At 46.4% G+C, this 24,166-nt stretch carries 20 protein-coding genes; 8 read left to right on the top strand and 12 right to left on the bottom strand.

Annotated features, from left to right (window positions below; translation table 11 throughout):
* The first annotated feature begins 2 nt into the window (after window positions 1-2).
* Window positions 3-1,496: an ATP-binding cassette domain-containing protein gene (locus tag FXO21_RS15265; protein WP_149640877.1), complete on the top strand. Its 1,494-nt coding sequence runs from the start codon at window positions 3-5 to the stop codon at window positions 1,494-1,496.
* Here FXO21_RS15265 and porQ read toward each other — a convergent pair.
* Entirely contained in the window at window positions 1,490-2,551 is a 1,062-nt protein-coding gene (gene porQ, locus FXO21_RS15260) for a type IX secretion system protein PorQ (RefSeq protein ID WP_149640876.1), read from the bottom strand. The two genes, FXO21_RS15265 and porQ, sit on opposite strands and share 7 nt — an antisense overlap.
* Before the next feature lie 84 nt (window positions 2,552-2,635).
* On the opposite strand from porQ, the gene FXO21_RS15255 reads away from it, so the two are divergent.
* The 5 genes from FXO21_RS15255 (at window position 2,636) to FXO21_RS15235 (ending at window position 10,765) form a co-directional block, all read left to right on the top strand.
* Entirely contained in the window at window positions 2,636-4,195 is a 1,560-nt protein-coding gene (locus FXO21_RS15255; RefSeq protein ID WP_149640875.1) for an acyl-CoA carboxylase subunit beta, read from the top strand.
* A 132-nt stretch (window positions 4,196-4,327) separates the two neighbouring features.
* On the top strand, window positions 4,328-5,602 hold the full coding sequence (locus FXO21_RS15250; RefSeq protein WP_149640874.1) for a Gfo/Idh/MocA family oxidoreductase: 1,275 nt from the start codon (window positions 4,328-4,330) through the stop codon (window positions 5,600-5,602).
* Between the two features lie 71 nt (window positions 5,603-5,673).
* Window positions 5,674-9,111 carry a family 16 glycoside hydrolase gene (locus FXO21_RS15245; RefSeq protein WP_149640873.1) on the top strand — a complete coding sequence of 1,146 codons (3,438 nt, stop codon included), beginning with the start codon at window positions 5,674-5,676 and terminating at the stop codon, window positions 9,109-9,111.
* A 144-nt stretch (window positions 9,112-9,255) separates the two neighbouring features.
* Window positions 9,256-10,083 (top strand): SMP-30/gluconolactonase/LRE family protein, encoded by an 828-nt coding sequence (locus FXO21_RS15240; RefSeq protein ID WP_149640872.1) that lies wholly within the window; start codon window positions 9,256-9,258, stop codon window positions 10,081-10,083.
* Window positions 10,084-10,123: 40 nt separating this feature from the next.
* A complete protein-coding gene (locus FXO21_RS15235) occupies window positions 10,124-10,765 on the top strand; it encodes an RNA recognition motif domain-containing protein (protein WP_149640871.1) in 642 nt (213 codons plus the stop codon).
* Between the two features lie 73 nt (window positions 10,766-10,838).
* On the opposite strand, the gene FXO21_RS15230 is transcribed toward FXO21_RS15235, so the two are convergent.
* The 9 genes from FXO21_RS15230 to FXO21_RS15190 all read right to left on the bottom strand — a co-directional run bounded on the left by FXO21_RS15230 (window position 10,839) and on the right by FXO21_RS15190 (window position 20,848).
* Window positions 10,839-11,636: an IS3 family transposase gene (locus FXO21_RS15230; protein ID WP_229245209.1), complete on the bottom strand. Its 798-nt coding sequence runs from the start codon at window positions 11,634-11,636 to the stop codon at window positions 10,839-10,841.
* Between the two features lie 41 nt (window positions 11,637-11,677).
* Window positions 11,678-12,196, bottom strand: a complete 519-nt coding sequence (locus FXO21_RS15225) for a helix-turn-helix domain-containing protein (protein ID WP_149638667.1) — start codon at window positions 12,194-12,196, stop codon at window positions 11,678-11,680.
* Between the two features lie 85 nt (window positions 12,197-12,281).
* On the bottom strand, window positions 12,282-13,472 hold the full coding sequence (locus FXO21_RS15220; RefSeq protein ID WP_149640870.1) for an MFS transporter: 1,191 nt from the start codon (window positions 13,470-13,472) through the stop codon (window positions 12,282-12,284).
* Window positions 13,473-13,513: 41 nt separating this feature from the next.
* Complete coding sequence (gene mutS / locus FXO21_RS15215) at window positions 13,514-16,177, bottom strand: DNA mismatch repair protein MutS (protein ID WP_149640869.1); 2,664 nt, start codon at window positions 16,175-16,177, stop codon at window positions 13,514-13,516.
* A 96-nt stretch (window positions 16,178-16,273) separates the two neighbouring features.
* Window positions 16,274-16,870 carry a pseudouridine synthase gene (locus FXO21_RS15210; RefSeq protein ID WP_149640868.1) on the bottom strand — a complete coding sequence of 199 codons (597 nt, stop codon included), beginning with the start codon at window positions 16,868-16,870 and terminating at the stop codon, window positions 16,274-16,276.
* A gap of 30 nt (window positions 16,871-16,900) precedes the next feature.
* The gene (locus FXO21_RS15205; protein ID WP_149640867.1) at window positions 16,901-17,485 is read right to left on the bottom strand and encodes a Uma2 family endonuclease; all 585 of its coding nucleotides are present in this window, start codon (window positions 17,483-17,485) and stop codon (window positions 16,901-16,903) included.
* An 87-nt stretch (window positions 17,486-17,572) separates the two neighbouring features.
* Window positions 17,573-18,337, bottom strand: coding sequence for an exodeoxyribonuclease III (locus FXO21_RS15200; RefSeq protein ID WP_149640866.1), 765 nt, complete (start codon window positions 18,335-18,337; stop codon window positions 17,573-17,575).
* Between the two features lie 21 nt (window positions 18,338-18,358).
* Window positions 18,359-20,179: a hypothetical protein gene (locus FXO21_RS15195; protein WP_225865703.1), complete on the bottom strand. Its 1,821-nt coding sequence runs from the start codon at window positions 20,177-20,179 to the stop codon at window positions 18,359-18,361.
* 36 nt (window positions 20,180-20,215) lie between these two features.
* A complete protein-coding gene (locus FXO21_RS15190) occupies window positions 20,216-20,848 on the bottom strand; it encodes a hypothetical protein (RefSeq protein WP_149640865.1) in 633 nt (210 codons plus the stop codon).
* 144 nt (window positions 20,849-20,992) lie between these two features.
* Between FXO21_RS15190 and FXO21_RS15185 the strand changes: the two genes are divergently transcribed.
* On the top strand, window positions 20,993-21,505 hold the full coding sequence (locus FXO21_RS15185) for a DUF4494 domain-containing protein (protein WP_149640864.1): 513 nt from the start codon (window positions 20,993-20,995) through the stop codon (window positions 21,503-21,505).
* A gap of 52 nt (window positions 21,506-21,557) precedes the next feature.
* On the opposite strand, the gene FXO21_RS15180 is transcribed toward FXO21_RS15185, so the two are convergent.
* On the bottom strand, window positions 21,558-22,301 hold the full coding sequence (locus tag FXO21_RS15180; protein WP_149640863.1) for a hypothetical protein: 744 nt from the start codon (window positions 22,299-22,301) through the stop codon (window positions 21,558-21,560).
* Between the two features lie 153 nt (window positions 22,302-22,454).
* Here FXO21_RS15180 and FXO21_RS15175 point away from each other — a divergent pair, with 153 nt between their 5' ends.
* Window positions 22,455-23,264 (top strand): UDP-2,3-diacylglucosamine diphosphatase, encoded by an 810-nt coding sequence (locus FXO21_RS15175; protein WP_149640862.1) that lies wholly within the window; start codon window positions 22,455-22,457, stop codon window positions 23,262-23,264.
* Here FXO21_RS15175 and FXO21_RS15170 read toward each other — a convergent pair whose 3' ends face one another.
* Window positions 23,265-24,014: a carboxypeptidase-like regulatory domain-containing protein gene (locus FXO21_RS15170; RefSeq protein WP_149640861.1), complete on the bottom strand. Its 750-nt coding sequence runs from the start codon at window positions 24,012-24,014 to the stop codon at window positions 23,265-23,267.
* Window positions 24,015-24,166: the final 152 nt, after the last annotated feature.

Raw genomic sequence — 24,166 nt, 5'->3', positions numbered from 1 at the left:
TCATGTCAGTGGTTTCTCTTCAAAATGTCTCGGTCCGAAAATATGAGATTCAGGTTCTTTCAGATGTCAATTGGGATATTGAAAAAGGGGAAAACTGGGCGGTGATCGGGCCGAACGGGGCTGGAAAAACGGTGTTGCTTGAAATTTTAGCTGGCAAATGGCCGGTACTCTCCGGCAAAATAAGCTACGGCTGGCAGGCGCCTTTGCGGGAAACTGTCGAGCTCGCTTCGAACGACTACTCTTTTAATCGGATTGTCAGCGCCGGTGCTGAGTACTATCAGCAGCGATTTCATGCTTACGAGGCCGAGCGCGCGCCTACCCTGCGTGAGGTTTTGACGGATCAGCTCAAACCGGTCGGGACGGTCGACGATAAGTCTGTGGACTTGCAGCCCTCGAAGGTGAGTGAAGACGAACTAGCCAGAGTTTCCAAATTACTTTCCCTCATTCATTTGCTTGATCATCCTTTTGTGACGCTTTCAAATGGGGAAACGCGTAGAATGCTTCTTGCAAAGTCACTTTTAAAGAAACCGAAACTGCTGATGCTTGATAACGCATTCAGCGGGCTGGACGTGCATTCCAGAGAAGTGTTGCGAAATGCACTCAGCCACCTTGCTAACGAAGGGGTTACTATTATTATGGCAACTACGGCGACTGAGATTCCTGCCTGTGTAACGCATGTTCTGGAAATGAATGAAGGCAAAATCATCAGAAAAACGAAGGTGTCTGATTTCAAAGCAGCTACCCAGCCAATCAAACATCCACAGCCAGATGCGGTCCGCCTGGTGGATTTCGGTTCACCCGAATTTACTGACTTCAACATAGCATTTGACCTACGCAACATCAAAATCAAATATGGCAGTGAGGTGATACTCGATAATGTAAACTGGAAAGTAGCGAAAGGTGAAAAATGGGCGTTGTCCGGCGCAAATGGCTCCGGTAAATCAACGCTGCTCAGCATTCTGACCGCTGATAATCCGCAGCGTTTCGCCAATGATTTCGATCTTTTTGACAAAAAACGCGGCGGAGCAGGTGCGTCGATCTGGGATATCAAGCAAAAGATCGGGCATGTTTCACCGGAACTGCACCTTTATTTTCCAAGAAATACGACGGTTTTCAAAACAATAGCGTCGGGCTTTTTCGATGCGACAGGGGTGTTTTTCAAAAAACTCTCAGAGTTACAGATTCGCCGCGTACACCAGGTCGCAGAGCTGCTGCATGTCGGTCAATTGATTGAAAAAGACTTTTCACAGCTTTCAAAAGGTCAGCAGAGAATGGTATTGCTTGCCCGGGCGCTGGTCAAAAACCCACCGCTACTAATCCTCGACGAACCATGCCAGGGACTTGATAGTGAAGCGATTGAATATTTCAAATCAGTGGTAGACGCGATTTGCGACACTTCGGACAGAACGTTGATCTACGTGTCACATTACCCGCAGGAAATACCTTCCTGTGTCACGCATTTCCTGAAACTTGAAAAGGGAATTGTTGTTCAGTAGGGTTCTTTTGCAAAATCCTTTTTCAGATTCATGACGATTGAAAGAGAGCTGCTTCCAAAACCCGGCACATATTGCGCGCGACCGTAACTGACCTCGAACCGCTTAATCCTCAGCCACAATCCAAAAGAAAACCCGGCCAATGCGCCCCGATCGGAAAGCCGCAGTTCCTGTCTGCGCAAATGATCATAACCCAGCAGGAGACGGAATTTTTTATGGATCAGCGCCTCCGCCCCGAGCGACAAATGCCGGCCGAGCTTTTCTGCAATTCCTACCTTTCTGGGCAGCCTGTTTCCATTGATATCGTAGGTAAAAAACAAGGCGGGATCATTGTACACCATGTCGAACCTATTGAGATGATGCGCAGTAACTGTCACTCTCACAGGCATATACTCAGGTTTAAACGTAATGCCCGCGCGAACATCCAGTGGCAAAACGGGCGTAGTGGCGCCGTTAAAGTTCTGTTTCAGGAAACCCATATTTTTGACCACAAAGCCTACCGTAAAATCCTCTTTCGGATGTTTAAAAACAGCGCCCCAGTCAAATGCCACTCCCCAGGTCTGATAAGTTTCCACAGACGCGCCTACGAATTTCACCGTCCCTCCTACCGAAAATGCGCCTATTGAATGCCCGTACCCGGCAGATAATCCGTAATCTGCCGCCCGGAATTCGCCGATCACATTCCCCATATCATCGGTTTCCTCCATGGTACCGTAATTCAGATATTGCAGCCCTACCGCCCAGACTCCGGGCTGTTTTCCCGCTTTTCCTGCATATGCCAGATTCAAAAATCTGGTATCAGCAAGGTAAGGCATCAGGTTCACCGAAGCATTGTCCGATTTAGTGGAGTCAAGTAATGAAGGATTCTGGAGAAATAGCGCAGGATCGTTGCCGGGAGCTGTTAAATGGTGCGTACCGAGCGCTGTATTTTTTGCCTGCGCAGGTAATACTAGAAAGTCAAGCTTGCTTCGTCCGCCAGTCGGCTGTGCGATTGCAGCCTGAGACAGCAGGGTCACCAGCATTGTAAAAATAAAAGCCTGGCCCCCTAACACCCTCATAAGTATCGATATTTCCCGAATCAGTAAAATGCCGCTATATTTATAACCCGTTGAAAACAAATGTAACCATATCGCCTGTATTACATGAAATCCGAATCCGCCGCAATTTCCAAAAAAGAACTATTAGATAAAAAAAATGCTGAGGCAGAACTCGGAGGTGGCGAAAAAAGGATTGAAGCACAGCACAAAAAGGGAAAACTGACAGCCCGCGAGCGGATTTCGGTACTGCTTGACGAAGGTACTTTTGAAGAAATAGGCAGGTTTGTCACGCACAGAAGCAGCGATTTCGGACTGGACAAGGAGCATTACCTCGGTGACGGTGTGGTTACAGGTTACGGGAAAGTAAATAACCGTCTTATCTATATTTTCGCGCAGGATTTCACCGTTTTCGGCGGCTCACTTTCTGAAACCCACGCCGAAAAGATCTGCAAGCTCATGGACCTTGCCATGAAAAATGGTGCCCCTGTTATCGGTTTAAACGATTCCGGTGGTGCGCGCATTCAGGAAGGCGTACTTTCACTGGCGGGTTATGCTGATATTTTTTACAAAAACACCCTTGCCTCCGGCGTTATTCCCCAAATTTCGGCGGTAATGGGGCCCTGCGCGGGCGGGGCGGTATATTCTCCCGCGATTACCGATTTTATTTTAATGGTTGAAAATACCAGTTACATGTTTGTAACGGGACCGAATGTCGTCAAAACTGTCACGCATGAAGAAGTAACCTCAGAGGAGCTGGGCGGCGCGATGACACACGCTTCCAAGTCGGGCGTAACGCATTTTGTAGCCCCCAATGAAGTGGAATGCCTTCTTTCTATCAAGAAGTTGCTGAGCTATATTCCCCAAAACTGCGAAGACGAAGCGCCGAGAGTACCCTATACCGCTGCAAATGAGCGGCGACCCGCGCTGAATACGATAATCCCGCCGAGCTCCAACCAGCCTTACGAAATGCGTGAGGTAATTACCGAGCTTACAGACGAGGGCAGTTTCCATGAAGTGCACGCGAATTTTGCGGAGAATATTGTCGTCGGCTTTGCGAGATTGGCGGGCAGAAGTATTGGTATCGTGGCGAATCAGCCGGCTGTCCTGGCAGGGGTACTTGATATTCACGCAAGTCAGAAAGCGGCGCGGTTTGTTCGTTTTTGTGACAGTTTCAATATCCCCTTACTCGTTCTTGAAGATGTACCAGGCTTTCTGCCCGGCACCGACCAGGAATGGAATGCGATCATTACAAATGGCGCCAAACTGCTTTATGCATTCTGCGAAGCGACGGTCCCGCGTATCACAGTGATCACCCGAAAAGCATATGGCGGCGCATATGATGTGATGAATTCTAAACACATTGGCGCCGACATGAACTACGCCTGGCCGAGTGCCGAGATTGCGGTAATGGGCGCAAGCGGCGCGGCGGAGATCATTTTCAAACGCGACATCGCCCAGGCTGAAAACCCGCAGGAGAAGTTGCAGGAAAAGATCACCGAATACACTGAAAAATTCGCAAACCCATATCTGGCAGCGAACAGGGGCTATATTGACGAAGTAATTTACCCCGAACAAACCCGTCAAAAACTGATCGCCGCCTTTGAAATGCTGGAAAATAAAGTGGCTGTGCTACCACGGAAAAAGCATGGTAATATTCCGTTATAGACAACCAACTTTTCAAATTCCGTTAATTACTGTTGGTATTCCCATAAAGCGACAGGCAGTTTTGGCCGGTTCTGAATATTGACCTAAATTGAAGGCTGTTACTTAATTTTATTTCCTAAATCACCTTAATCAATGAAAGAACAGAAAGGTACTTCTGCATCCAGAAGGAACTTTATCAAAGGTTCTATTGCCACACTGGCGACTTTTTCGATCGTTCCGCGCCACGTACTCGGCAAAGGCTTCCTCGCTCCGAGCGACCAGCTTACCAAAGCGATTGTGGGTACCGGCTCCATGGGCCGCGGCCACATTCCTTATGCAGGAACCAAAGTCGTTGCGCTTTGCGATGTGGATAAAAAGCATCTCGCCACAGCAGTAAGTATGGTCGACAAAGGTGTAAAAACCTTTTCCGACTACCGCGAACTGATCCAGCTTCCCGAAGTGGATATTGTGCACGTGGCTACCCCGCCGCACTGGCACGGGATCATCGCCGCCGACGCAGCCCGCGCTGGTAAAGATGTGTGGTGTGAAAAACCAATGACGCGTACGATCGGTGAAGGAAAACGACTGGTCGAAGCTGTGCAGCAGCACGGAAGGGTTTTCCGATTGAATACCTGGTTTCGTTTTGAAGATAATTTTTACGGCATGAGAACGCCTGTCAAACCTATTAAGAAGCTCGTTCAGAGTGGATTATTGGGCTGGCCTTTGAAAGTGACCGTAAGCAAGCATACCGGTTTTGACTGGAAATTTTATTGGGTTGGGAAAACAAACAATGCACCCCAGCCGGTACCAGCCGATCTGGACTACGAAATGTGGCTCGGCCCCGCTCCTTACAAACCGTATAGCGAGCACCGCGTGCACCAGACTTTCCGCGGCTACTGGGATTACGATGGCGGCGGATTAGGCGACATGGGCCAGCATTACCTGGATCCCGTTCAGTACTTTTTGGGAAAAGACGATACCAGTCCAGTGAGCGTGGAAGTGGATGCGCCGCAGCAGCATACCGAGGCGGTAGGCACGTGGAGACGTATTACCTACACTTATGAAGACGGTTGCCAGATCATTCTGGACGGTGAAGCGAAAGACGAAAAAGTCGCTTATATCGAAGGGCCGAAAGGGAAACTGTACCCGAATTTTAAATCCGACATTCCTGATCTGGAAAAGAAACTGGCAGCTTTCCCCGACCCCGAGCCACAGGTTACGGATTTTGTAGATGCTGTTAAAAACCGGAAAAAATTTGCGCTGAACGAAGAAAACGGCCACCGTTCCTGCACGATCGTGAATATGGGACTGGCTGCGTTGAGGCTGGGCCGCTCCCTGAAATTTGATCCCGAAAAGCAGGAATTTGTAGACGATGAAGGCGCCAACCGCCTGATCAACCAACCTATGCGCGGGCCATGGACCATTTGATCCACCGCATTTTACCAAAATCCTGAAACCACCTTACAGGCTCCGGCATTTGCCAAGGCTTCAAAAAAACAATGAAGAAAATCTTCTACCCAATTATAGCTGCGTACCTGCTTATTTCGCCGGTTTTCGCACAAACAGATGCTTCTCTTACTACCAAGATCGAAGATTTGTTCTCCAAACTTCCTGCCCAGAATGAGGCCGGATTGAAAAAGAATATGGCTGAACTGGAACAGCTGGGCAAGCCTGCGCTCGTTCAGATCGCCACCATGCTGACGCCGCTGGGCAAAGGTGATAATACCAAAATCCAGTATGCGCTCGGCGGTTTTACCTATTATGCCTCGCAAGCGGGCAAGGAAATTGCAAGAATTGCAGCTTCCGAAGCTTACAGTGAAGCTTTGGGAAAAGTAAACGACCCTGATTCGAAGAATTTCCTGATATACCAATTACAAACCGTCGGAAAAGACGAGTCAGTTAATGCGCTGAAAGGCTATCTCGGTGACGAACGTTTATCAGGTCCGGCGGCAAGAGCGCTGGCGAGAAATGGCTCCACTGCGGCTGGTACTGCGTTGTTCCAGGCTTTGGACAAAGCAAAAGGTGCCGCTCAAATCGCAATTATTGAGGCACTTGGCGATAGTAAGTACAAAGAAGCTGCGCCACAAATCGAGAAAACAGCGACGAGCGAAGATCTGCTTTTGCGCAAAGTGAGTCTGTATGCATTGTCAGAAATTGCGGCGCCTTCTTCGGAGCAGGTATTAATGCTGGCTGCGCAGAAAACTTTGTACGGTTATGATCGCAGTGATGCGGCGGCCGTTTATTTGAAATACCTCGCCAATCTTGCCAAAACAGGTAATGCTGCACTCGCTGAGAAAGCTGCGTGGGAAATTGTTAAAAATACACCCGACCCGAAGCAGGTAGCTACGAAATCGGCTGCGCTTAAAATCTATTCTGATATTAAGAAAAGAGAATCTGTACCTGCTCTGGTAAGTGCATTGCAAAGCACCAATCCGGAATATCGCGCAGCAGCCTTGAAGCTTGGTCAAAAATACCTGATGGCGAACGGAACGGCCCCGTGGCTGGCCGCAATGAAAAAAGCGACACCGGAAGTAAAGGCAGAGATCATTACAATGCTTGGTCACGCAGATTCGCAGGATGCGCTGCCTGCGATATTGAAATCACTTACTTCAAAAGATACGCAAGTAAAAAAAGCGGCGATTTGGGCGGCTGGTAAAATCGGCCAGGAAAGCAGCATTGCCAGCCTGATCACTGTAACAAAAACTGCCAGCCTCGAAGAGATTGAAACAGTTAAAAGTAGTCTCCTCACTATTAAAGGAGCCGCATTACCCGACCAGATCGCGAAAGCAATACCTACCCTGCCCGCTCCTGCCAAAGCCGCATTGATCGATGTACTCGCAGCGCGCGCGGCCAGTGACAAACTTCCGGTGGTTTCCGCACAGCTGAAAAGTACGGATCCGGCGGTCCGGAAATCAGCATTTGGCTCACTCAAATCGCTTGCAACTGCCAACGATCTGCCGCAGTTATTTACCTTACTGAATTCACAAACTGCACCCGAAGATATTGCTGCTGTCCAGCATGCGATTAGCGCGGTAGTGAAAAGCTCTGGCGAAACCAATGCGCAAACGGACCTGATCCTGAAACAAATGCAGTCGGCTACGGTGGAAAAACAACGCAATTACCTGCCGGTACTGGCCACGATCGGTGGCAAAAAAGCATTGGGATCTGTGGTTTCTTCTTATGAGAAGGGCGACGCTGCCACGAAAAAAACGGCGATCAGCTCGCTGGCGGCCTGGGCAGATGCAAGCGCCGCGAAGGAACTGTTAACGATTGCCGAAAAAACAACGGAGGCAGGAGAATTTGACGCGGCTTTGACAGGCTATGTTTCAGTTGCAGGCAAATCTTCGAAGACGCCTGTTTTGAAGGTAATCATGCTTCGGGAAGCAATGGGACTAGCCAAGACAGATACCCAGAAAGAGATGATTTTGAAAGAGCTCGCCAGATACCGGACCATCAATGCATTATTATTTGCAGGAAAATACCTGGATCAGCCAAACATTCAAACGATCGCCGCTCAAACTGTTGCTTCAATAGCTTTATCAAACAGAGACTTTTATGGAGCTGAAATCCGCGAGCTGCTGACAAAAGCATCTTCCCTCTTGAAAGGTAAAGACAGCGAATACCAGCAGCAGGCAATCACCCGGCATTTGGCCGATATGCCGGCTGGTGAAGGGTTTGTTTCACTGTTCAATGGAAAAGACCTGACAGGCTGGAAAGGTTTGGTGGCCAATCCGATAGCGCGTGCTAAAATGAGCGCAGATACCCTGAAAGCTAAACAGGCGAAAGCGGATGAAGCGATGAAAAAAGACTGGTATGCGAAAGACGGAGAGCTGATATTTTCCGGCCACGGCGACAATTTGTGTACGGTTAAACCGTACGGGGATTTTGAAATGTACGTAGATTGGAAAATCCAGAAAGACGGTGACGCTGGTATTTATCTGAGAGGTACGCCGCAGGTACAAATCTGGGATACTTCGCGCGTGGATGTAGGTGCTCAGGTAGGATCGGGCGGTTTATATAATAACCAGAAAAACCCGAGCAAGCCTTCCAAACTGGCTGATAATGCGATCGGTGAATGGAATACGTTTCACATCACCATGATAGGTGACCGCGTTTCTGTTGATCTGAACGGAGAAAATGTTGTCGACAATGTGATTCTGGAAAATTACTGGGACAAAAACCTGCCTATCTTCGCTTCGGAACAACTTGAATTGCAGGCACACGGGAACCAAATCAATTACCGCGATATCTATGTGCGCGAAATCCCGCGCAAGGAATTCGTCTTATCCGAAGAAGAGAAAAAAGAAGGTTTCAAAGTGCTTTTTGACGGTACTAATATGTTTGAATGGACCGGAAACAGAACGGATTATTTCATTGAAGGCGGCGAACTGGTTGTTGACCCGAAAAAAGGAGGAAAGGGAAATTTGTACACCAAAGATGAATACAGCGATTTCGATTTCCGGTTTGAGTTTCAGTTAACACCAGGAGCAAATAACGGTCTGGGAATCAGGACACCAATGCAAGGCGATGCTGCTTATGAAGGTACCGAGATACAAATTCTCGACAACGACGCCGATATATATAAAGATCTGAAGGAATACCAATATCACGGATCAGCTTACGGTATTATCCCTGCAAAACGCGGCTTTTTGAAACCTCTCGGGGAATGGAACTACGAGGAAGTGCGCGTGCAGGGATCAAAGATCCGGGTTACTTTAAATGGGACTGTCATTGTTGACGGCGACCTTGCGGAAGCCAGCAAAAACGGAACGCCTGATCACAAGGAACACCCGGGCTTGTCAAGAACTTCAGGTCATTTAGGTTTCCTGGGCCACGGTTCCCCCCTCAAATTCAGGAATATCCGGATCAATGACCTCAGCAAGCAAAAAACAGAACCGGTAGTTTCTGAGAAGAAGAAAGGGAAGAAACGCAAATAGACACCATAATGCGTTATTTCAATATTTAAAAAAAATTTAAAAAATGCCCAGCTTAATCAGTATGGGCATTTTTATTTAGCTTTGATATAACAAAAGCCAGATTGAGAACAATCGTCTATATCCTACTTTAAAAACCTTGTAAAAATGAAAAAGATTTTACTCACCACATTGATAGCAAGCTGCTTGTCGTTCGCTTCCAACGCACAACATTCACTCACTCAGTTATGGTCATCGGAAGCTAGCTTGCCGGTTCCCGAATCCGTACTTTTCAATAAGCAGGATAAGGTGCTTTATGTGGCACTCATCGACGGTAAAGCGGGAGAAAAGGATGAAAAAGGCGGAATAGCCAAAGTGGGTCTGGACGGAAAAATTATCGCAAAAGACTGGGTAACCGGTCTGAGCGCACCGAAAGGAATGGGAATATTCGGCTCAAAATTGTTTGTTGCTGACATCACCGAGGTGGTTGAAATTGACATCAAAACTGGCAAGATCTTAAAAAAGCATCCCGTAGAGGGCTCGAAATTCCTGAATGATGTAACGATTGACTCAAAAGGAAGTATTTACGTATCTGATTCTCAAACAAAAAAAGTACATTTAATAAAAGGCGGGCAGGTATCTATTTATGTTGAAAATTTGACTGGCCCAAATGGCTTGCTGGCTGTGGGGACAGATCTTTTAATTGCCGACAGTGGAACCCTGAAGAAACTTAGCCCTTCCAAAGAAATAACAGTTTTGGCAGAAGGAATGGATAAAAGTACAGACGGGATTGAAGAAGTTAAAAAAGGGGAGTACCTGGTTTCCTGCTGGGCAGGAGTAGTTTATTATGTGAAATCAGACGGCACAACTGAAAAGTTGCTGGACACCAGCGCGGATAAAACGAACTCGGCAGATATAGGATATGACGCTGCAAAAAAGATCGTTTACGTACCTACCTTCATGAAAAACAACGTAGTAGCATATCAATTGAAGTAAATATATTATAAACCTATAAACAATTATAAACAGGCGTTTCATGGACATTTTTGTTGGGAGTCTTTCTTTTAAGTTAAAGGAAAGCGAACTGCGTGAAGCTTTCGAGAAGTACGGTAATGTGAGCTCCGCGAAAATAATCATTGACAAAATTACACGTCAAAGCAAGGGTTTCGGGTTTGTAGAAATGCCTGACGAGAGCGAAGCAAGGCTGGCGATCAGTTCACTGAATGGTGCAGAAATGTACGGAAGGCCGTTAGTAGTGAACGAATCGCAGAAAAAGGAGCAAAGACCCGGTGAGAGCGGACCCGGTTCAAGGACAGATTCCGGAAGAGAAGGTTTCAATCGTCCGCGGCCCAACGATACTGACAACAGAAGCGCTGGAAGGAACGATAACATGGACGGAGGGCCTGCCAAAAGCAGCTCCGGAACCGGATTTGGAGGAGCAGGAAGCTTTGGAGGAGGTGGTTTCGGTGGAGGCAGCTCCTCTGGCGGAGGCGACAGATATCGCAGCCAGGACCGTAAACCAGGTGGTGGAAATGACAGGCCTTACGGAGATCGGGGCGGTCAGGGTAACAAATCCAAAACCGACAGCCGTTACGGCAGAGGAAATGAATTCAATAAGAAAGGCGGCGGGGGAAGCAAAAGGCATTTCAGCGACCGTGACGACGACGACAGATGGTAATTCTTGATTCCGAAATAAACAAAAACCCTGGAAGCAATTTGGACTGAACCCCAAAAGTTGGACGTTTTATAATTTAACGATTAGTGTGATGAGCCCGGTATTGTGCCGGGCTCATTCCATTTAAATTAAGCCTGATCCTGTCGTTGTTGTAGTAGTCGATATATTCCTTGATGTCTTCTTTCAGCTGGTCGGTGCTTTGGTATTTGTTCAGGTAGAACAACTCTGATTTAATGGTGCCAAAAAAGTTTTCAATAATCGCATTGTCCAGGCAGTTGCCTTTTCTGGACATGCTTTGGATAATACCCTTCGATTCAAGTATTTTTTGATATTTACTCATTTGGTATTGCCAGCCCTGGTCGGAATGCAGTACCAGATTTTCTGGCTTATTGATCTTTTTAAATGCCGTTTCGAGCATTTGTGTTACTTGCTTAAAATTAGCTGATTCGGACAGGTTGTAACTGATGATTTCTCCATTAAACAGGTCAATAATAGGAGACAGAAAAAGTTTTTTGTCTTTCACCCTGAACTCGGAGACATCCGTCGCCCATTTCTGTGATGGTTTTTCAGATTTAAAATCCCTGTTGAGAATATTGGGCGCAACCCTGCCTGTCTGGCCTTTGTAAGAGCGGTACCTTTTGAGACGGATCAACGATTTCAGGCCCATGGACTTCATCAGCTTTAAGACCGTTTTATGGTTGAGCTCGCTGCCCATCTTCCTGATCATCATTGTGATGCGACGGTAGCCGAACCTTCCCTTATGCCGATCGTAAACTTGCCTGATCTGCTTTTTCGCCTCCTTATACTTGCTGGCCTGAGCGCTATTTTTAATATGGTAGTAGAAATTGCTCCTGGGTATTTCAAAGAGCTCCAAAAGCAATTCAAGCGGATATTTCTGCCTTAACCCATGGATTGTCAACGCTTTTTCTTTTGCGCAGCTTCCTTCTGGCGGATTAAGGCATCCAACTTTTTTAGCAAGTCATTTTCTGCCCTCAGGCGCAGGTTTTCGTTTTCGAGCTGCTCTAACCGGGTCAATGGACCGTATGTTTTTATGATCTTGGGTTTGTTTTTCATAGACCTGGGCCTGCCACGGGCCGTGCTAAAACCATCTATACCAAACTGCTCATACTGCCGGACCCAAACATGTAAAGTACTTTTACTGGGTATTTTAAATTTGAAGCAGCACTCATTCAAAGATAAACCCTGTTTCTGATAAGCGAACACAACTTGTTGCTTAAATTCTATTGTGTAATCGCGCCCGTATTGCGGCAAAAGACTTGAACCGCCGCCTTGTTTATAGTGTCCCACCCATTTCTGTATACAGGACCTAGTAATCCCAAAGCGTCTGGCCAATTCATTAATACCACCTCCGCCTAAATAAGATTTTACAACCGCTAACCTCAACTCTGCACTGTGTTTTCTGTTTTTACCCATAAAAATACCCCCAAGAAGTGTCTAACTTTTGGGGGGCAGTGCAATTCCAGGGTTTTTTAATGTACTCAATCTAATGAAATATTGATCAGGCAGCCGCTTTAACTTTATTGTCTTTAAAGAACAGAACAAAAAGTACCAGTACAACCGCTGCAATACCTGCGGGTACCATCCAGATGCTTGTCCAATCTTTCACGCCACCCACCGTGTACATATCTGCAACCAAACCGGCGAGCCACGAACCAATTCCCATTCCAATTCCGTAAGTAGCGATTGAAATTAATCCCTGCGCTGACGACCGGTATTTTTCACCCGCTTTGCTATCGGTATAGATTTGTCCGGTTACAAAGAAAAAGTCGTAACAAACACCGTGGAGGATAATAGCGAGATACAATAACCACTCACTGTTTGCGTCACCATAACCGAAGCCTACAAAGCGAACAATCCAGGCGATCAGGCCGACGATCAGCATCCATTTTACACCTAACCTACTGAATGCGAGAGGAATTAAAAGCATAAACACGACTTCGGAAGCCTGCCCCAGTGACATTTTATTTTCTACATTGGTCATTCCTGAATCTGTCAGAGAAGGATTGGCCATTGCGTAATAGAAGGAAAGCGGAATGCAGATCAGCAGCGACGAAATAAAGAAAATAGCGAAAGACCGGTCTTTGAACAGCTTGAAAGCATCCAGCCCCATAATATCAGAGAATGAAGTTTTCACGCTTGGTTTCGGCGGGGTATCCGGAAGGAAGAATGAATAGATACCCAGGATTGCAGAAGCTACCATTGAAATTTTGAAGATCATAACGCTGTCACCGAAACCGTAAAAGCCGATGATATTCGTCACGACAATCCAGGAAATCGTTCCCATTACGCGTATCGCGGGAAAGTCTTTTTCAGAATTAGTAACCTGCTGCATGGCGATGGATGTCGTCAGCGACATCATGGGCGCGAATGAAATACAGTAAAGCAGGATAATTCCGAAGAAATTGTCGGCGCTGGTAATGCCGGAAAGAATGTAAAGCAGGATCGCGCCTGCAATGCTCAAAACGCCCAATACCTTTTGAGCAGCAAAATACCGGTCGGCGATCATGCCCACGAAGAAGGGAGCGATAATCTGCGCGATTGAAAAAGCAGCGTAGGCATTACCCACCTGGCCTCCGGTCGCATTGAGGGTAGTAAACATGTATTTACTCATTTGCCCGTACCACGACCCCCAGATGAAATACAGGAGAAACATCATGGCCATCAGCTGGAACCGCGTTGAATTTTTCATAACATAAAAGGAAGTAGGAGTTTTTGGTAGATAAAAGTGAATTACTTTTTAAGGAGTTTTTGAAACTCGTTTAATTTCAAGAGGGCCTCGATAGGAGACAGTGTGTTGACGTCAATCAGCGAAAGCTTCTCCTTAAGCTCCTCCAATTTCGGATCAGCCGGTTCAAAAATGCTGAGTTGAAAATTGTTTTTAGGGATTTCCTTGATCTTTTTGCTGTGCTCCTGGGTCATGTGTTCTTTTTCCAGATGCTGCATTATTTCGCTTGCTCTCAAAACAATAGGCTGCGGCATACCGGCTATTTGCGCGACATGAATACCAAAACTGTGTGCACTGCCGCCCGGTTTCAGTTTCCGAAGGAATATCACTCTATTGTCCACTTCCTTCACAGCCACATTGAAATTCTTGATCCTTGGAAAATCTTCTGAAAGCTGGTTCAGTTCATGGTAATGTGTGGCAAAAAGCGTTTTGGGACGACATTCATGCTGATTATGTAAATATTCCGTGATTGCCCAGGCGATCGAAACACCATCGTAAGTACTGGTTCCCCGCCCTATTTCATCCATCAGGATCAGACTGCGGTCACTCAGATTATTCAGGATACTCGCTGTTTCGGTCATTTCGACCATGAACGTACTTTCGCCCCGACTTAAATTATCGCTCGCTCCTACCCTGGTAAATATTTTGTCGACCAAACCTACCGAAGCCGATTTCGCTGGTACATAACACCCCATTTGCGCCATTAATACGATCAGGGCAGTTTGCCGTAGCAACGCAGACTTACCTGCCATGTTGGGACCGGTGATAATGATGATCTGCTGGGAAGCATCGTCGAGGTACACGTCATTGGGCACATAACTCTCCCCTACCGGAAGCTGCTGCTCAATCACAGGATGACGTCCCTGCTTGATATCGAGGCGGTTATCCTCCGTAATAACGGGTTTTACATAGTTATTTTTGGCAGCGACGGTTGCAAATGAGCTTAGCACATCAAGCGATGAAATGATCGCTGCATTTTTTTGAATGATATTAACATGCCCGGCAGCAGCAAGAACCATTTCATTGAAAATCCTCGATTCTATCGTCGCGATACTATCCTCGGCATTGATGATTTTCTCTTCGTATTCCTTTAATTCCGGCGTAATATAACGTTCAGCATTAACCAGCGTTTGTTTCCGGATCCATTCCGCGGGCACCTTGTTCTGATGAACGTGCGTCACTTCAAGATAGTAGCCGAAAACTTTGTTATAGGCAATTTTGAGAGAACTGATGCCGGTCCGCTCTATTTCCCTGTTTTGTAGTTGCAACAGGTAATCCTTGCCCTCATAAGAAATCGCATGCAGCTCATCAAGCTCGGCATCGACGCCCTTTTTAATCATTCGCCCCTGATTCGACAAAACAGGCGCATCTTCTCTCAGCTCATTTTCAATCTTATCGACGAGTTCCTTACATACATCCAGCTGATCTGCATATTTCAGCAATACTTCCAGCGCGGGTGTTAAGGCCTGCTCCACCTCAGTGTCCTTTTGCAGCTTCTTCCGCTCCTTATCAAGGAGTTTGTAAAGACTTTCCTTAATCGGCGCAATTTGTGTGAGCGATCTTTTCAGCTGTCCCAGTTCTTTGGGATTGACCCTTCTGACAGCCACCTTCGATATCAGCCTTTCCAGATCACCGATCAGTTTCAGATTTCCGACTACCGATTCATGCACACTGCGGTTGTTCAGAAAATGGCCGACAATGTTCAGGCGTTCTTCAATCGGAAGCTTTTCTTTCAGCGGGAGCACCATCCATTTACGCAATAGCCTCGCGCCCATTGGCGTAACCGTATGATCAAGGATCTGGATCAGCGGTACGCCACCTTCCTGCTGGGCATATACCAGTTCCAGGTTGCGGACCGTAAAACGGTCGAGCCAGACATATTTTTCTTCTTCAAGCCGGGTAATGCGCGCAATGTGCGCTATTTCCTTATGTTCTGTCTCTTTGAGGTAATGTAAAATCACACCAGCCGCAACGATGCCGAGCGGCAATGTTTCTATTCCGTAGCCTTTCAGGGTGGTGGTCTGAAAATGTGTGGTCAGCTGTTCATAGCCGTAATCGTAGCCAAAACACCAGTCTTCCAGCTGGTATGTATGATATTTGCCGCCAAAAAGCTGCGTGAATTCCTGCTTGTGTTTTTTACAAAAAAGAACTTCGGAAGGCGCAAATCCCTGCAGCATTTTGTCAATATATGCGGCATTTCCCTGGGACGTCATGAATTCACCGGTTGAAATGTCCAGGAATGCTATTCCGTAAAGATTTTCAGCACCGACGTGTACAGCGGCAAGATAATTGTTCCTCCTGGTATCCAGTACGTTATCGTTGTAAGAAACGCCCGGTGTTACCAGTTCGGTCACTCCTCTTTTGACTATCCCTTTTGCTGCGGCGGGATCTTCGAGTTGATCGCAGATCGCTACGCGTTCGCCTGCGCGTACGAGCTTTGGTAAGTAGTTGTCTAAAGAATGGTGTGGAAAACCGGCCAGCTCTTCGTGCGAGCCGCCATTATTGCGGCGGGTGAGCACAATGCCCAGGATTTTGGACGCCCTGATTGCGTCTTCGCCAAAAGTCTCATAAAAATCACCGACCCGGAATAGCAGTAACGCTCCGGGGTACTTCGCTTTAATCTGATTGTATTGTTTGTTAAGCGGGGTTTCTTTAGGTGCCTTTGCCAATTATCAGCCTTATTTTAAGAACAGGTATCTACAAAATTAAGCCTTCTATCCGGTTTGCCAAGTCTGTGGGTACGGTTTTGTAACCTTACAAAGCGTTCACTCATAGAAGCGGCGTGCCTCCGCGGACGTAACTTCCCATACGTCCCCTGAGTTAGGAAATTTTCCATTTTTATCAGCCAAAGAAATTTTTCCTATGGACCATCGAACCAGTCGCAGGGTAGGAAACCCAACTGCTGCGGTCATCCTGCGCACCTGTCTGTTCTTACCTTCATAAAGTGTCAGCGAAAGCCAGGAAGTGGGAATATGCTGCCTGAAACGGATTGGCGGATTGCGTTCCGGCAGTGCCGGCTCAGCTAGCTGATGTGCTTTTGCAGGAAGTGTCCGGTAGGATTTTCCGTTGATACTGATATCGACTCCCGCACCCAGCTGCTCGCACGCTTCCTCCGAAATGTCGCCTTCCACCTGCACATAATAAGTTCTTGTGTGCTTGTTTCTGGGTTCCAGCAATTTTGTTTTGAGATAATTGTCGTTAGTAAGCAGCAATAAGCCTTCACTGTCTGCATCCAGCCTTCCTACGGGATAGATGTCTTTGGCAAAAGTAAAATCCAGATCGGCCAACGTAGCGTGGTCGCCTTCACGGGAAAATTGTGAAAGCATTCCGAAAGGCTTGTAAATAAGGTAATATTGGAACAAAAGAAGATCGTTTTATCACGCCTGAGCGGATTATTTTAAAATTTCGGCCAGATCCAGCTCAAAGCCAGGCAGCACGGATTCGCCGGACAGTGTGACCTGAATGCTTTCATGTATCGTGATAGATCTGTCGGCTTTGTAGATATGTACTTTTTTGTCAAACCGGTCTATCAGCCAGGCAAGCTGTGTGCCGTTTGCGATGTATTCGTCCATCTTGTCAATGAGATATCTCATATCATCCGACTGTGAGCGAATCTCTACCACGAAATCAGGGCTTAGCGGCGCGAATTTTTCTTTTTGCTCGATTGACAAACTTTCCCAACGCTCACTTCGCACCCAGGAAACATCCGGAGAACGGACCGCTCCATTAGGTAACGTAAAACCCGTCGACGAATCGAAGACTTCGCCTAACCCATTTTCCTTATTCCAGATTCCCAGTTCAATGAGAACCTTTGAATTAAATCCGCCTGTGAAAGTTCCTGTTGGAGACATAACGATAACATTTCCTTGTGAGTCCCTTTCGAGCTCTAGTGTGTCATTCATCTGACAGAACTGAAAGAATTTCTCCTCACTCATCAGGTTTCCCATTTTTAGTGTCATAGGCAGTTGCAGTTCCATAACGTTTTGAGTAAAAGCTGCTCTGATCAAAAATACAAAAAAAGGCCCAGGGACGGAAGCTGGCATCGTCTAAACGGACGAAGTGCGCTATTGAATTTCCAACCATACGGGACAATGATCCGAATGGACAGCATCATTGAATTGCCGGCTGGCGATAATGCGATCCTTCAATGTATCCGCGACGGAAATGTAATCAATGCGCCAGCCTTTATTATTCGCCCGTGCTCCGGCGCGGTATGTCCACCAGGAATATTGGCGCAGATCCGGATTTTTGAAGCGGAAGGCGTCGGTATAACCATTCCCAAACCACTTCGTCATCCAGGCACGCTCCTCCGGCAAAAAGCCCGAAGACTTTTTATTCCGTACCGGATCGTGGATATCAATTTCCGTATGCGCGATGTTATAGTCGCCACAGATAATCAGGTTATGCCGCTCCTTTCTCAGTTCGTCTGCCCAGGCAAAAAAATCATCCAGAAAAGTCATTTTAACCGACTGCCTGATCTCCCCGCTGGTACCTGACGGAAAATAGCAGTTCAGCACGGTTATGTCCCCAAAATCTGCTCTTAGCACTCTGCCTTCGCGATCGTAAGCCGGGATATCGCAGCCTGCCTGCACCAGATCAGGTTTTATTTTCGAAAAAATCGCTACACCGCTATATCCTTTTTTCTCCGCCGAATGCCAGCCGATCAGCTCGTAGCCCAGCGCTTCAAAACCTGAAAGATCGACCACGTCGGGTGTGGCTTTTACTTCCTGGAAACATAAAATATCAGCAGTAGTGGTACTCAGCCAATCGATCAGCCCGTTTTTGAGGGCGGCCCTGATTCCATTAAGGTTATAGGTAAGTATCTGCATGTCAGGAGGATTTAATGTGTTTCAATTGATGACAACGCGCTTTCCGGTGAACTCCGACTTCCAGTCCCCACCAGTTTGCGACAATATGTAGACCCGGAATTCACCCTTGGGAAGCTTTAAATTAAAAAGTCCGTACCGGGAAGTGTTACTGTAATAGGAGCCGGTTTTAAGAAAATCGGCAAATTTATTAGGCATAGGCACGGCGGGCAGGACTAAATTCAGCGTATCCGAACTCAATATAAAATAGGACGGTTTAGCCGATCCTGCTGGCGGAGTAACCATCAACCGGTAGTATTTAGTAGGTATGTTATTGTCGGTATTCCGATAGTGGAATGTAGCGTTAAAATCGCCTCTGAATTCGCTCCGGGTGTCAGTTTTGGCGATTAGCTCGCGATGTGGCGGAAGGGTATTGAACTGATAAAAATCAGTTAAGCCGCTGGACTCCAAGTTGCTTACAAGGTTTTTCATCCGGGTCGGGTGATTCCAGAAAGGGATATCACCGAACAAATCACCGGCGGTAAGAAAGGTACTATAGTTTTTCCAGTGGTAACTATCTATCACCAGGTCATCGTGCATTTTCCGGATCTGAACAATGGAGGAATAATAGCTTACAAAATTGAGCGTCACAAAGCCAATACCCATCAGAACGGCAATCCATTTTCTAACCATTTGGCGGTTTTTCACCAAAAGAATAAGACAGACGTAAGCGACAGCAAGTAACGCGGCCCCGAAAATCATGTAGCGACGGGAAAACATATTTCCGCCGAACATGAAGTAATTGTTGAGCGGCCTGCTAATCACGAACATTGCGCCCGTACCCATTGAAAACATCATCGCGCCCCATAAAAACCAGTCGCTCCAAACTAGTTTCTGGCGGGTTAAAATCCGCAGGGACCAGCCGAGGAACAGTAGGAAGATCAGCCCGCCCAACAAAACGCACGCAACCAGGTCGGGCTGGAATTGCGAAACGAGGGGATGCCGGACATCGAGATACAATCCATTTCCCCAGAAACCCAGCACGAAAATGAAGTTATACAGAGGATGCGCCCACGCTTTCTCGCCGGTCGCAGCTACTACCTGATAATCAAACAAAAAGTAAAAAAGAATAACCCCTGCCGCCGCTACCAACCATCCCCCCAGCAGTTTATATCGCTTTTGAAACAATAGAATAATGATACCAATGATCCAGGCCAGCAAGCCGCTCCCGCTCGTGAAAGTGGTCAGTAAAGCTGCCAGTATGCCGAAGTAAAAACCCCTGTTATCTCCCTGACCTACCGCATAAGCTGTCAGAAAAGCGAAGAAAATCAGCGGGGTATTTTGCAGGGCAGCGATTCCCCAGTATGCATTTTCCCAATAAACAAGACTGAAAAGCAGATAAGGTACGGGGATGAAATAGAGGAAAGAAAGATTTTCCTTTTTGAGGGATTTGAACAAAAGGTAGGCCATTCCCAGCAACGCAAGGTTGCCGAGTATAATCTGCGTTTTGATATTTACGGTCCCTGTAAAAAACACCATAACCAGCATCACGATCCGCTCGAAGGCGAAGCGATGCTGGTTAACCTGTTCAAAAAGAACTTTAATCTTGCTTGGAAAATCCGGCGCCTGCTGATAATTATAGACCGTTTCGAGCAGATTGAAATCGTCGGTGAAAGGAATGTTGACGAGATGCGCGTCCAGGATCAGGAAAAAGTAGATAACCGGTGCAAAAATCAGGCTTACCCCCAGCCATTTCCGGGCTGATGAAAATTTTGGAACAAAAAATGAAACGCCAAGCAAAAGAAACAGCGCAACAACAAGTCCAAAATACGCTGCTAAATGAGGGTTATCTAAAAATAGCTTCAAAACAGTTTTACAATTGATGTGGTCCTGCCGGCTGCATTACTTTACACCGGTGATCATCTGGCTGGTAATCTCTTTTTCGAAGGTGATGTAGCCAGGATAATCGACTTGTTTACCCGCAATATCAAGCGTAGGCTTCACTTTAACCGTGAATTTGGTAGGCTTTGCGTCGGACTTTCCAGTGAGCGACAGGATCATATTCACAAACTGATCGCGTGTCTGATCGTTGGTAAGCAGCTGATATGCATTTGCATTCAGTTTCACGGGTACTCTTGTACTGCCGGTGCCGGGCATTACCTCGATCAACTGATTGAGATATCCGTTAAATATCTCGCTATTTGAAAGCAATACCTTGTATTCCAGTTGATTAATAGCTGCGCGTTTCTTGGTCGGATTGGTGATATCCAGATTAACCCGCAGATCCAGCGGCACATTTTTTCTTAACAGCCCCAATGCAAGCCCGGGATATTTAGCGAGATCAAAATCACTGAAACTGCGAAGGTTCCGGAACTCGCGGACATCAATTCCTGCCAGGTAAACACTGTCGACAGACTTGATGTCATATTTGCATTCACCGAAAGTCTTTGCCTCGGAAACTTGTTTTCCAACGCCGCAGGCTGATAATATGCCCGCAATCAGCACGACTAACCCAATAGATAGGCTCTTTTTCATTATAAAATATTTTTTGCAAGTTAAACAGTAGGTATCAGAACGCATACTGCGTTGGGGGATTATTACTTTAAGACTATATTTTTTTGCGTCGTTAAAGCAAGCATCTACATTTGCAGACTTTATTAATTCAATCTGAAATAATTTATGGCAAGCTGGTATTTAGGAAAGATCAGGTATCAAAAAGAAGACGAGGCTGGGAGCTTGAAAACGATCAATGAAGTGTATCTCGTTGACGCTGTGTCGTATACAGAATCGGAAGCGCGGCTTTACAAACAAATCGTTACCGGGGCAAGTGACTTTAGTGTTACCAGTATCACACGAATGCGCCTCGCCGACCTTTTTGCATATGAGGAGGGTGAACAGTGGTTTAAAGCCAAAGTGATCTATTTTTCTGTGGATGAAAAGAGCGGCAAAGAGAAAAAGATCGTGAATTACATGCTAGTGAATGCCGACGGAATTCAGCAGGCGCTCGACCGGATCAACGAGAGTATGCGTAACTTTTTGATCCCTTATGAAACTACCGATATCAATCTTACGCCGATCCTGGACGTATTCCCTTACACCGCAGAAGAAGATCAGGAACCCGAGATCCCTGCAAATATGCGGCCGCTTTCTGAAATAAAAGCGGAACAGGCATTGGCTGAAAGTGCATCATAAATAGCAAAAGGTCCGGTTTGTTTTTGTTAAAAATCAAAACCGGACCTTTCATTTAATCGTTAACTTTCACTTCGGGATAACCTTTCGTCACAGCCAGAAAAGGATCTTTTTCCAGACTTACCAATTTTAATATCAAATCCTTCGAATTGATTTCTGTGATTAAAAGATCAGAGGTCAGCAAATGCAGGTAATCAAACGAGACGGGCAAACTGACAGCACTTTCAACGAACTCAATGCCATAGAGCGGGTAGGAACTGAAAGGTGTTTTCGTCAGCCAGATTTTATCTTTAGTATCTGAGGTCGCGTAGCTGAGATCATATTCCAGGCTTTCCAGGCCAAAATCAACCCTTTTGTTCCCGGTTGGAATACAGTATGTGGCAAAATTTTCCTGCTGCTCGGCTTTGAACTCTGCATTCGGTTTCACCTCTTTCACCATTTCAACAATTCTCATTTTTTTGCCAGCATCGTCGGCACCGCAGAAGATATATTTCCCGTCGGGAAAAGCAATCACGAAATCAAATGATTTTCCTCTGTCCCCAAAACTGCTTTCTTTCTTAAAACAAAGTGCGCCTGAGACCGGATCAAGATAGATTTTGAGCTTGCCTGATGAATTGTCGGCTTTATTCTGGTAATCGAAAACCAGGGAGTGACTGAAATAATACTGCCCTTTTTCTGGCTTCCATTGCAGCGCTCTCTGCTTGTCGGCGGGGATTTTTTTGGGAGCTTGCGCAAATGAAGGCTCATACATCGCAAATAAAATGCCGGCCAGAATTAAAGTAAGGAAGTTCCTTTTCATCACAGATCTGTTTAGAGTTGCAAAGTAAAAAAGAGACTTCACAAAAAGCCAGACTAACTTATAATTTGAAAAATACCTTCCGACGCCTGTAATGCTATTACACTGGTCATTTCCCTTGAAGATCGTAACTTGCGCACCATTTGAATTGATCGCATGAAATACCAGTTTGAGACCAGAACCATCACGTTACAGCCGGGAAAGCGTATTTACTTTTCTTCTGATTATCATTTGGGAGTTCCCTCCCCCGCCAGCAGCCGGCAGCGGGAAAAACTGATCGTAAACTGGCTCGAAGCGATTGAGAATGACGCGCAGACCATTTTTCTGGTGGGTGATATTTTTGATTTCTGGTTTGAATACAAAACCGTAGTGCCGAAAGGATTCGTACGACTGTTAGGCAAGCTGGCCGAATTATCCGACAAAGGTATTGAGCTGATCATTTTCACGGGTAACCACGATATGTGGATGTCAGGCTACCTTACCGAGGAAATCGGCGCATCCATTTACCGAAATCCTGTCAGCTTCACATTCATCTCAGAGCAGCGGGCGACTAAAACGCTCGTTGGTCACGGAGACGGCCTCGGGCCGGGAGATACTACCTACAAATTTTTAAAGCGGATATTCGAAAGCCCGTTTTTTCAGTTGATATTCCGCCTGGCACACCCGGACTTCGGGATATGGATTGCAACTACCTGGTCAAAAAGAAGCCGGCTGGCGAATGTCAATAAAGGGGAAGAGCGGTTTTTAGGGGAAGATAAGGAGTGGCTTTTTCAATATTGTAAAGAAGTGCAATTTAGGAATCCGCACAAATACTACATATTCGGACACAGGCATCTCACGCTGGATATGCAGGTGAGCGCCGATTCAAGCTATATCAATCTTGGAGAATGGGTTACACAGCAACACTATGCAGTGTTCGATGGTGAGATTATTGAACTGAAAAGATTTACTCCGCAGCCGGCCTGATTAATTTGACCCGTTTTTTTTCTGAGTTTCCGTTTCGGAAGGGGGTATGAAGTCTTGTTTCGTAATATTTTCCCGGGGTGCCACATTCAGTTCTTTCCGCCAGTCTTTCTGCTTAAGATCTCCTTTTTTTACTGATTTTATAAAATTAGCCCAGGCGAAAGGATTCAGGAATGGAAAAGTAGTGGCAAATCCCTTTCCGGCAGCGGATTCGCGCCCAAACATCAGCTGATCCATCGAATACCTGTAATTGGTCTGCGCATTATTCGGGACCTGTGCAGCCATTCTGTTAATGTAGTCAGGGTCAGTACTTTTGGCCAGGGCCTCTCTGTCAGCCTGATCCGGCAGCTTTAATTCAAGAAATGCCTTTTTGAACTCTTCCTCAGTGGAGTAAGGATAAATTGTTACTCCGGAGAGTGTTATCACATCTTCCCGCAGCGCGACGATAGCCGAATAAATGTCCGAATTGTAATTTCTCGGGACGATGTGATATTGATTTTTATAACCCACATAACCGAAAATTATACTGTCACCTGGAAAAACTTTAATCGTAAAGGAACCATCGCTCCTCGATAATGTACCGCGGCCTGCATTGACGATAAAGATCGTCGCGCCCGGCAGGATTTCAGTTTGCTTTCCACCTACAACCATACCCGAGAAAACAATCGCCTTCTGCTCACCCTGCGCAAAAACCTCCGAACCAGCCAGTAGCCCAGCAATCACCAAAAACAATATCAAAAAACCACGTTTCATTCTTTCGAGATTATACTATAAAGACCTTGTTGCATTATTACTCTGGTCTTCAAAGTTTCATTTTCCAATGCTGATAGACCTTTTCGCTTGAAGTGTGTAAAAAAAATTGTTCCTACCTAAGAACGACCCGCATCAGGGAGGATTGCCTGCTG

The organism is Dyadobacter sp. UC 10, assembly GCF_008369915.1.
Taxonomy (GTDB): Bacteria; Bacteroidota; Bacteroidia; order Cytophagales; family Spirosomataceae; genus Dyadobacter.
This window is presented reverse-complemented; position numbering and strand designations above follow the sequence as displayed.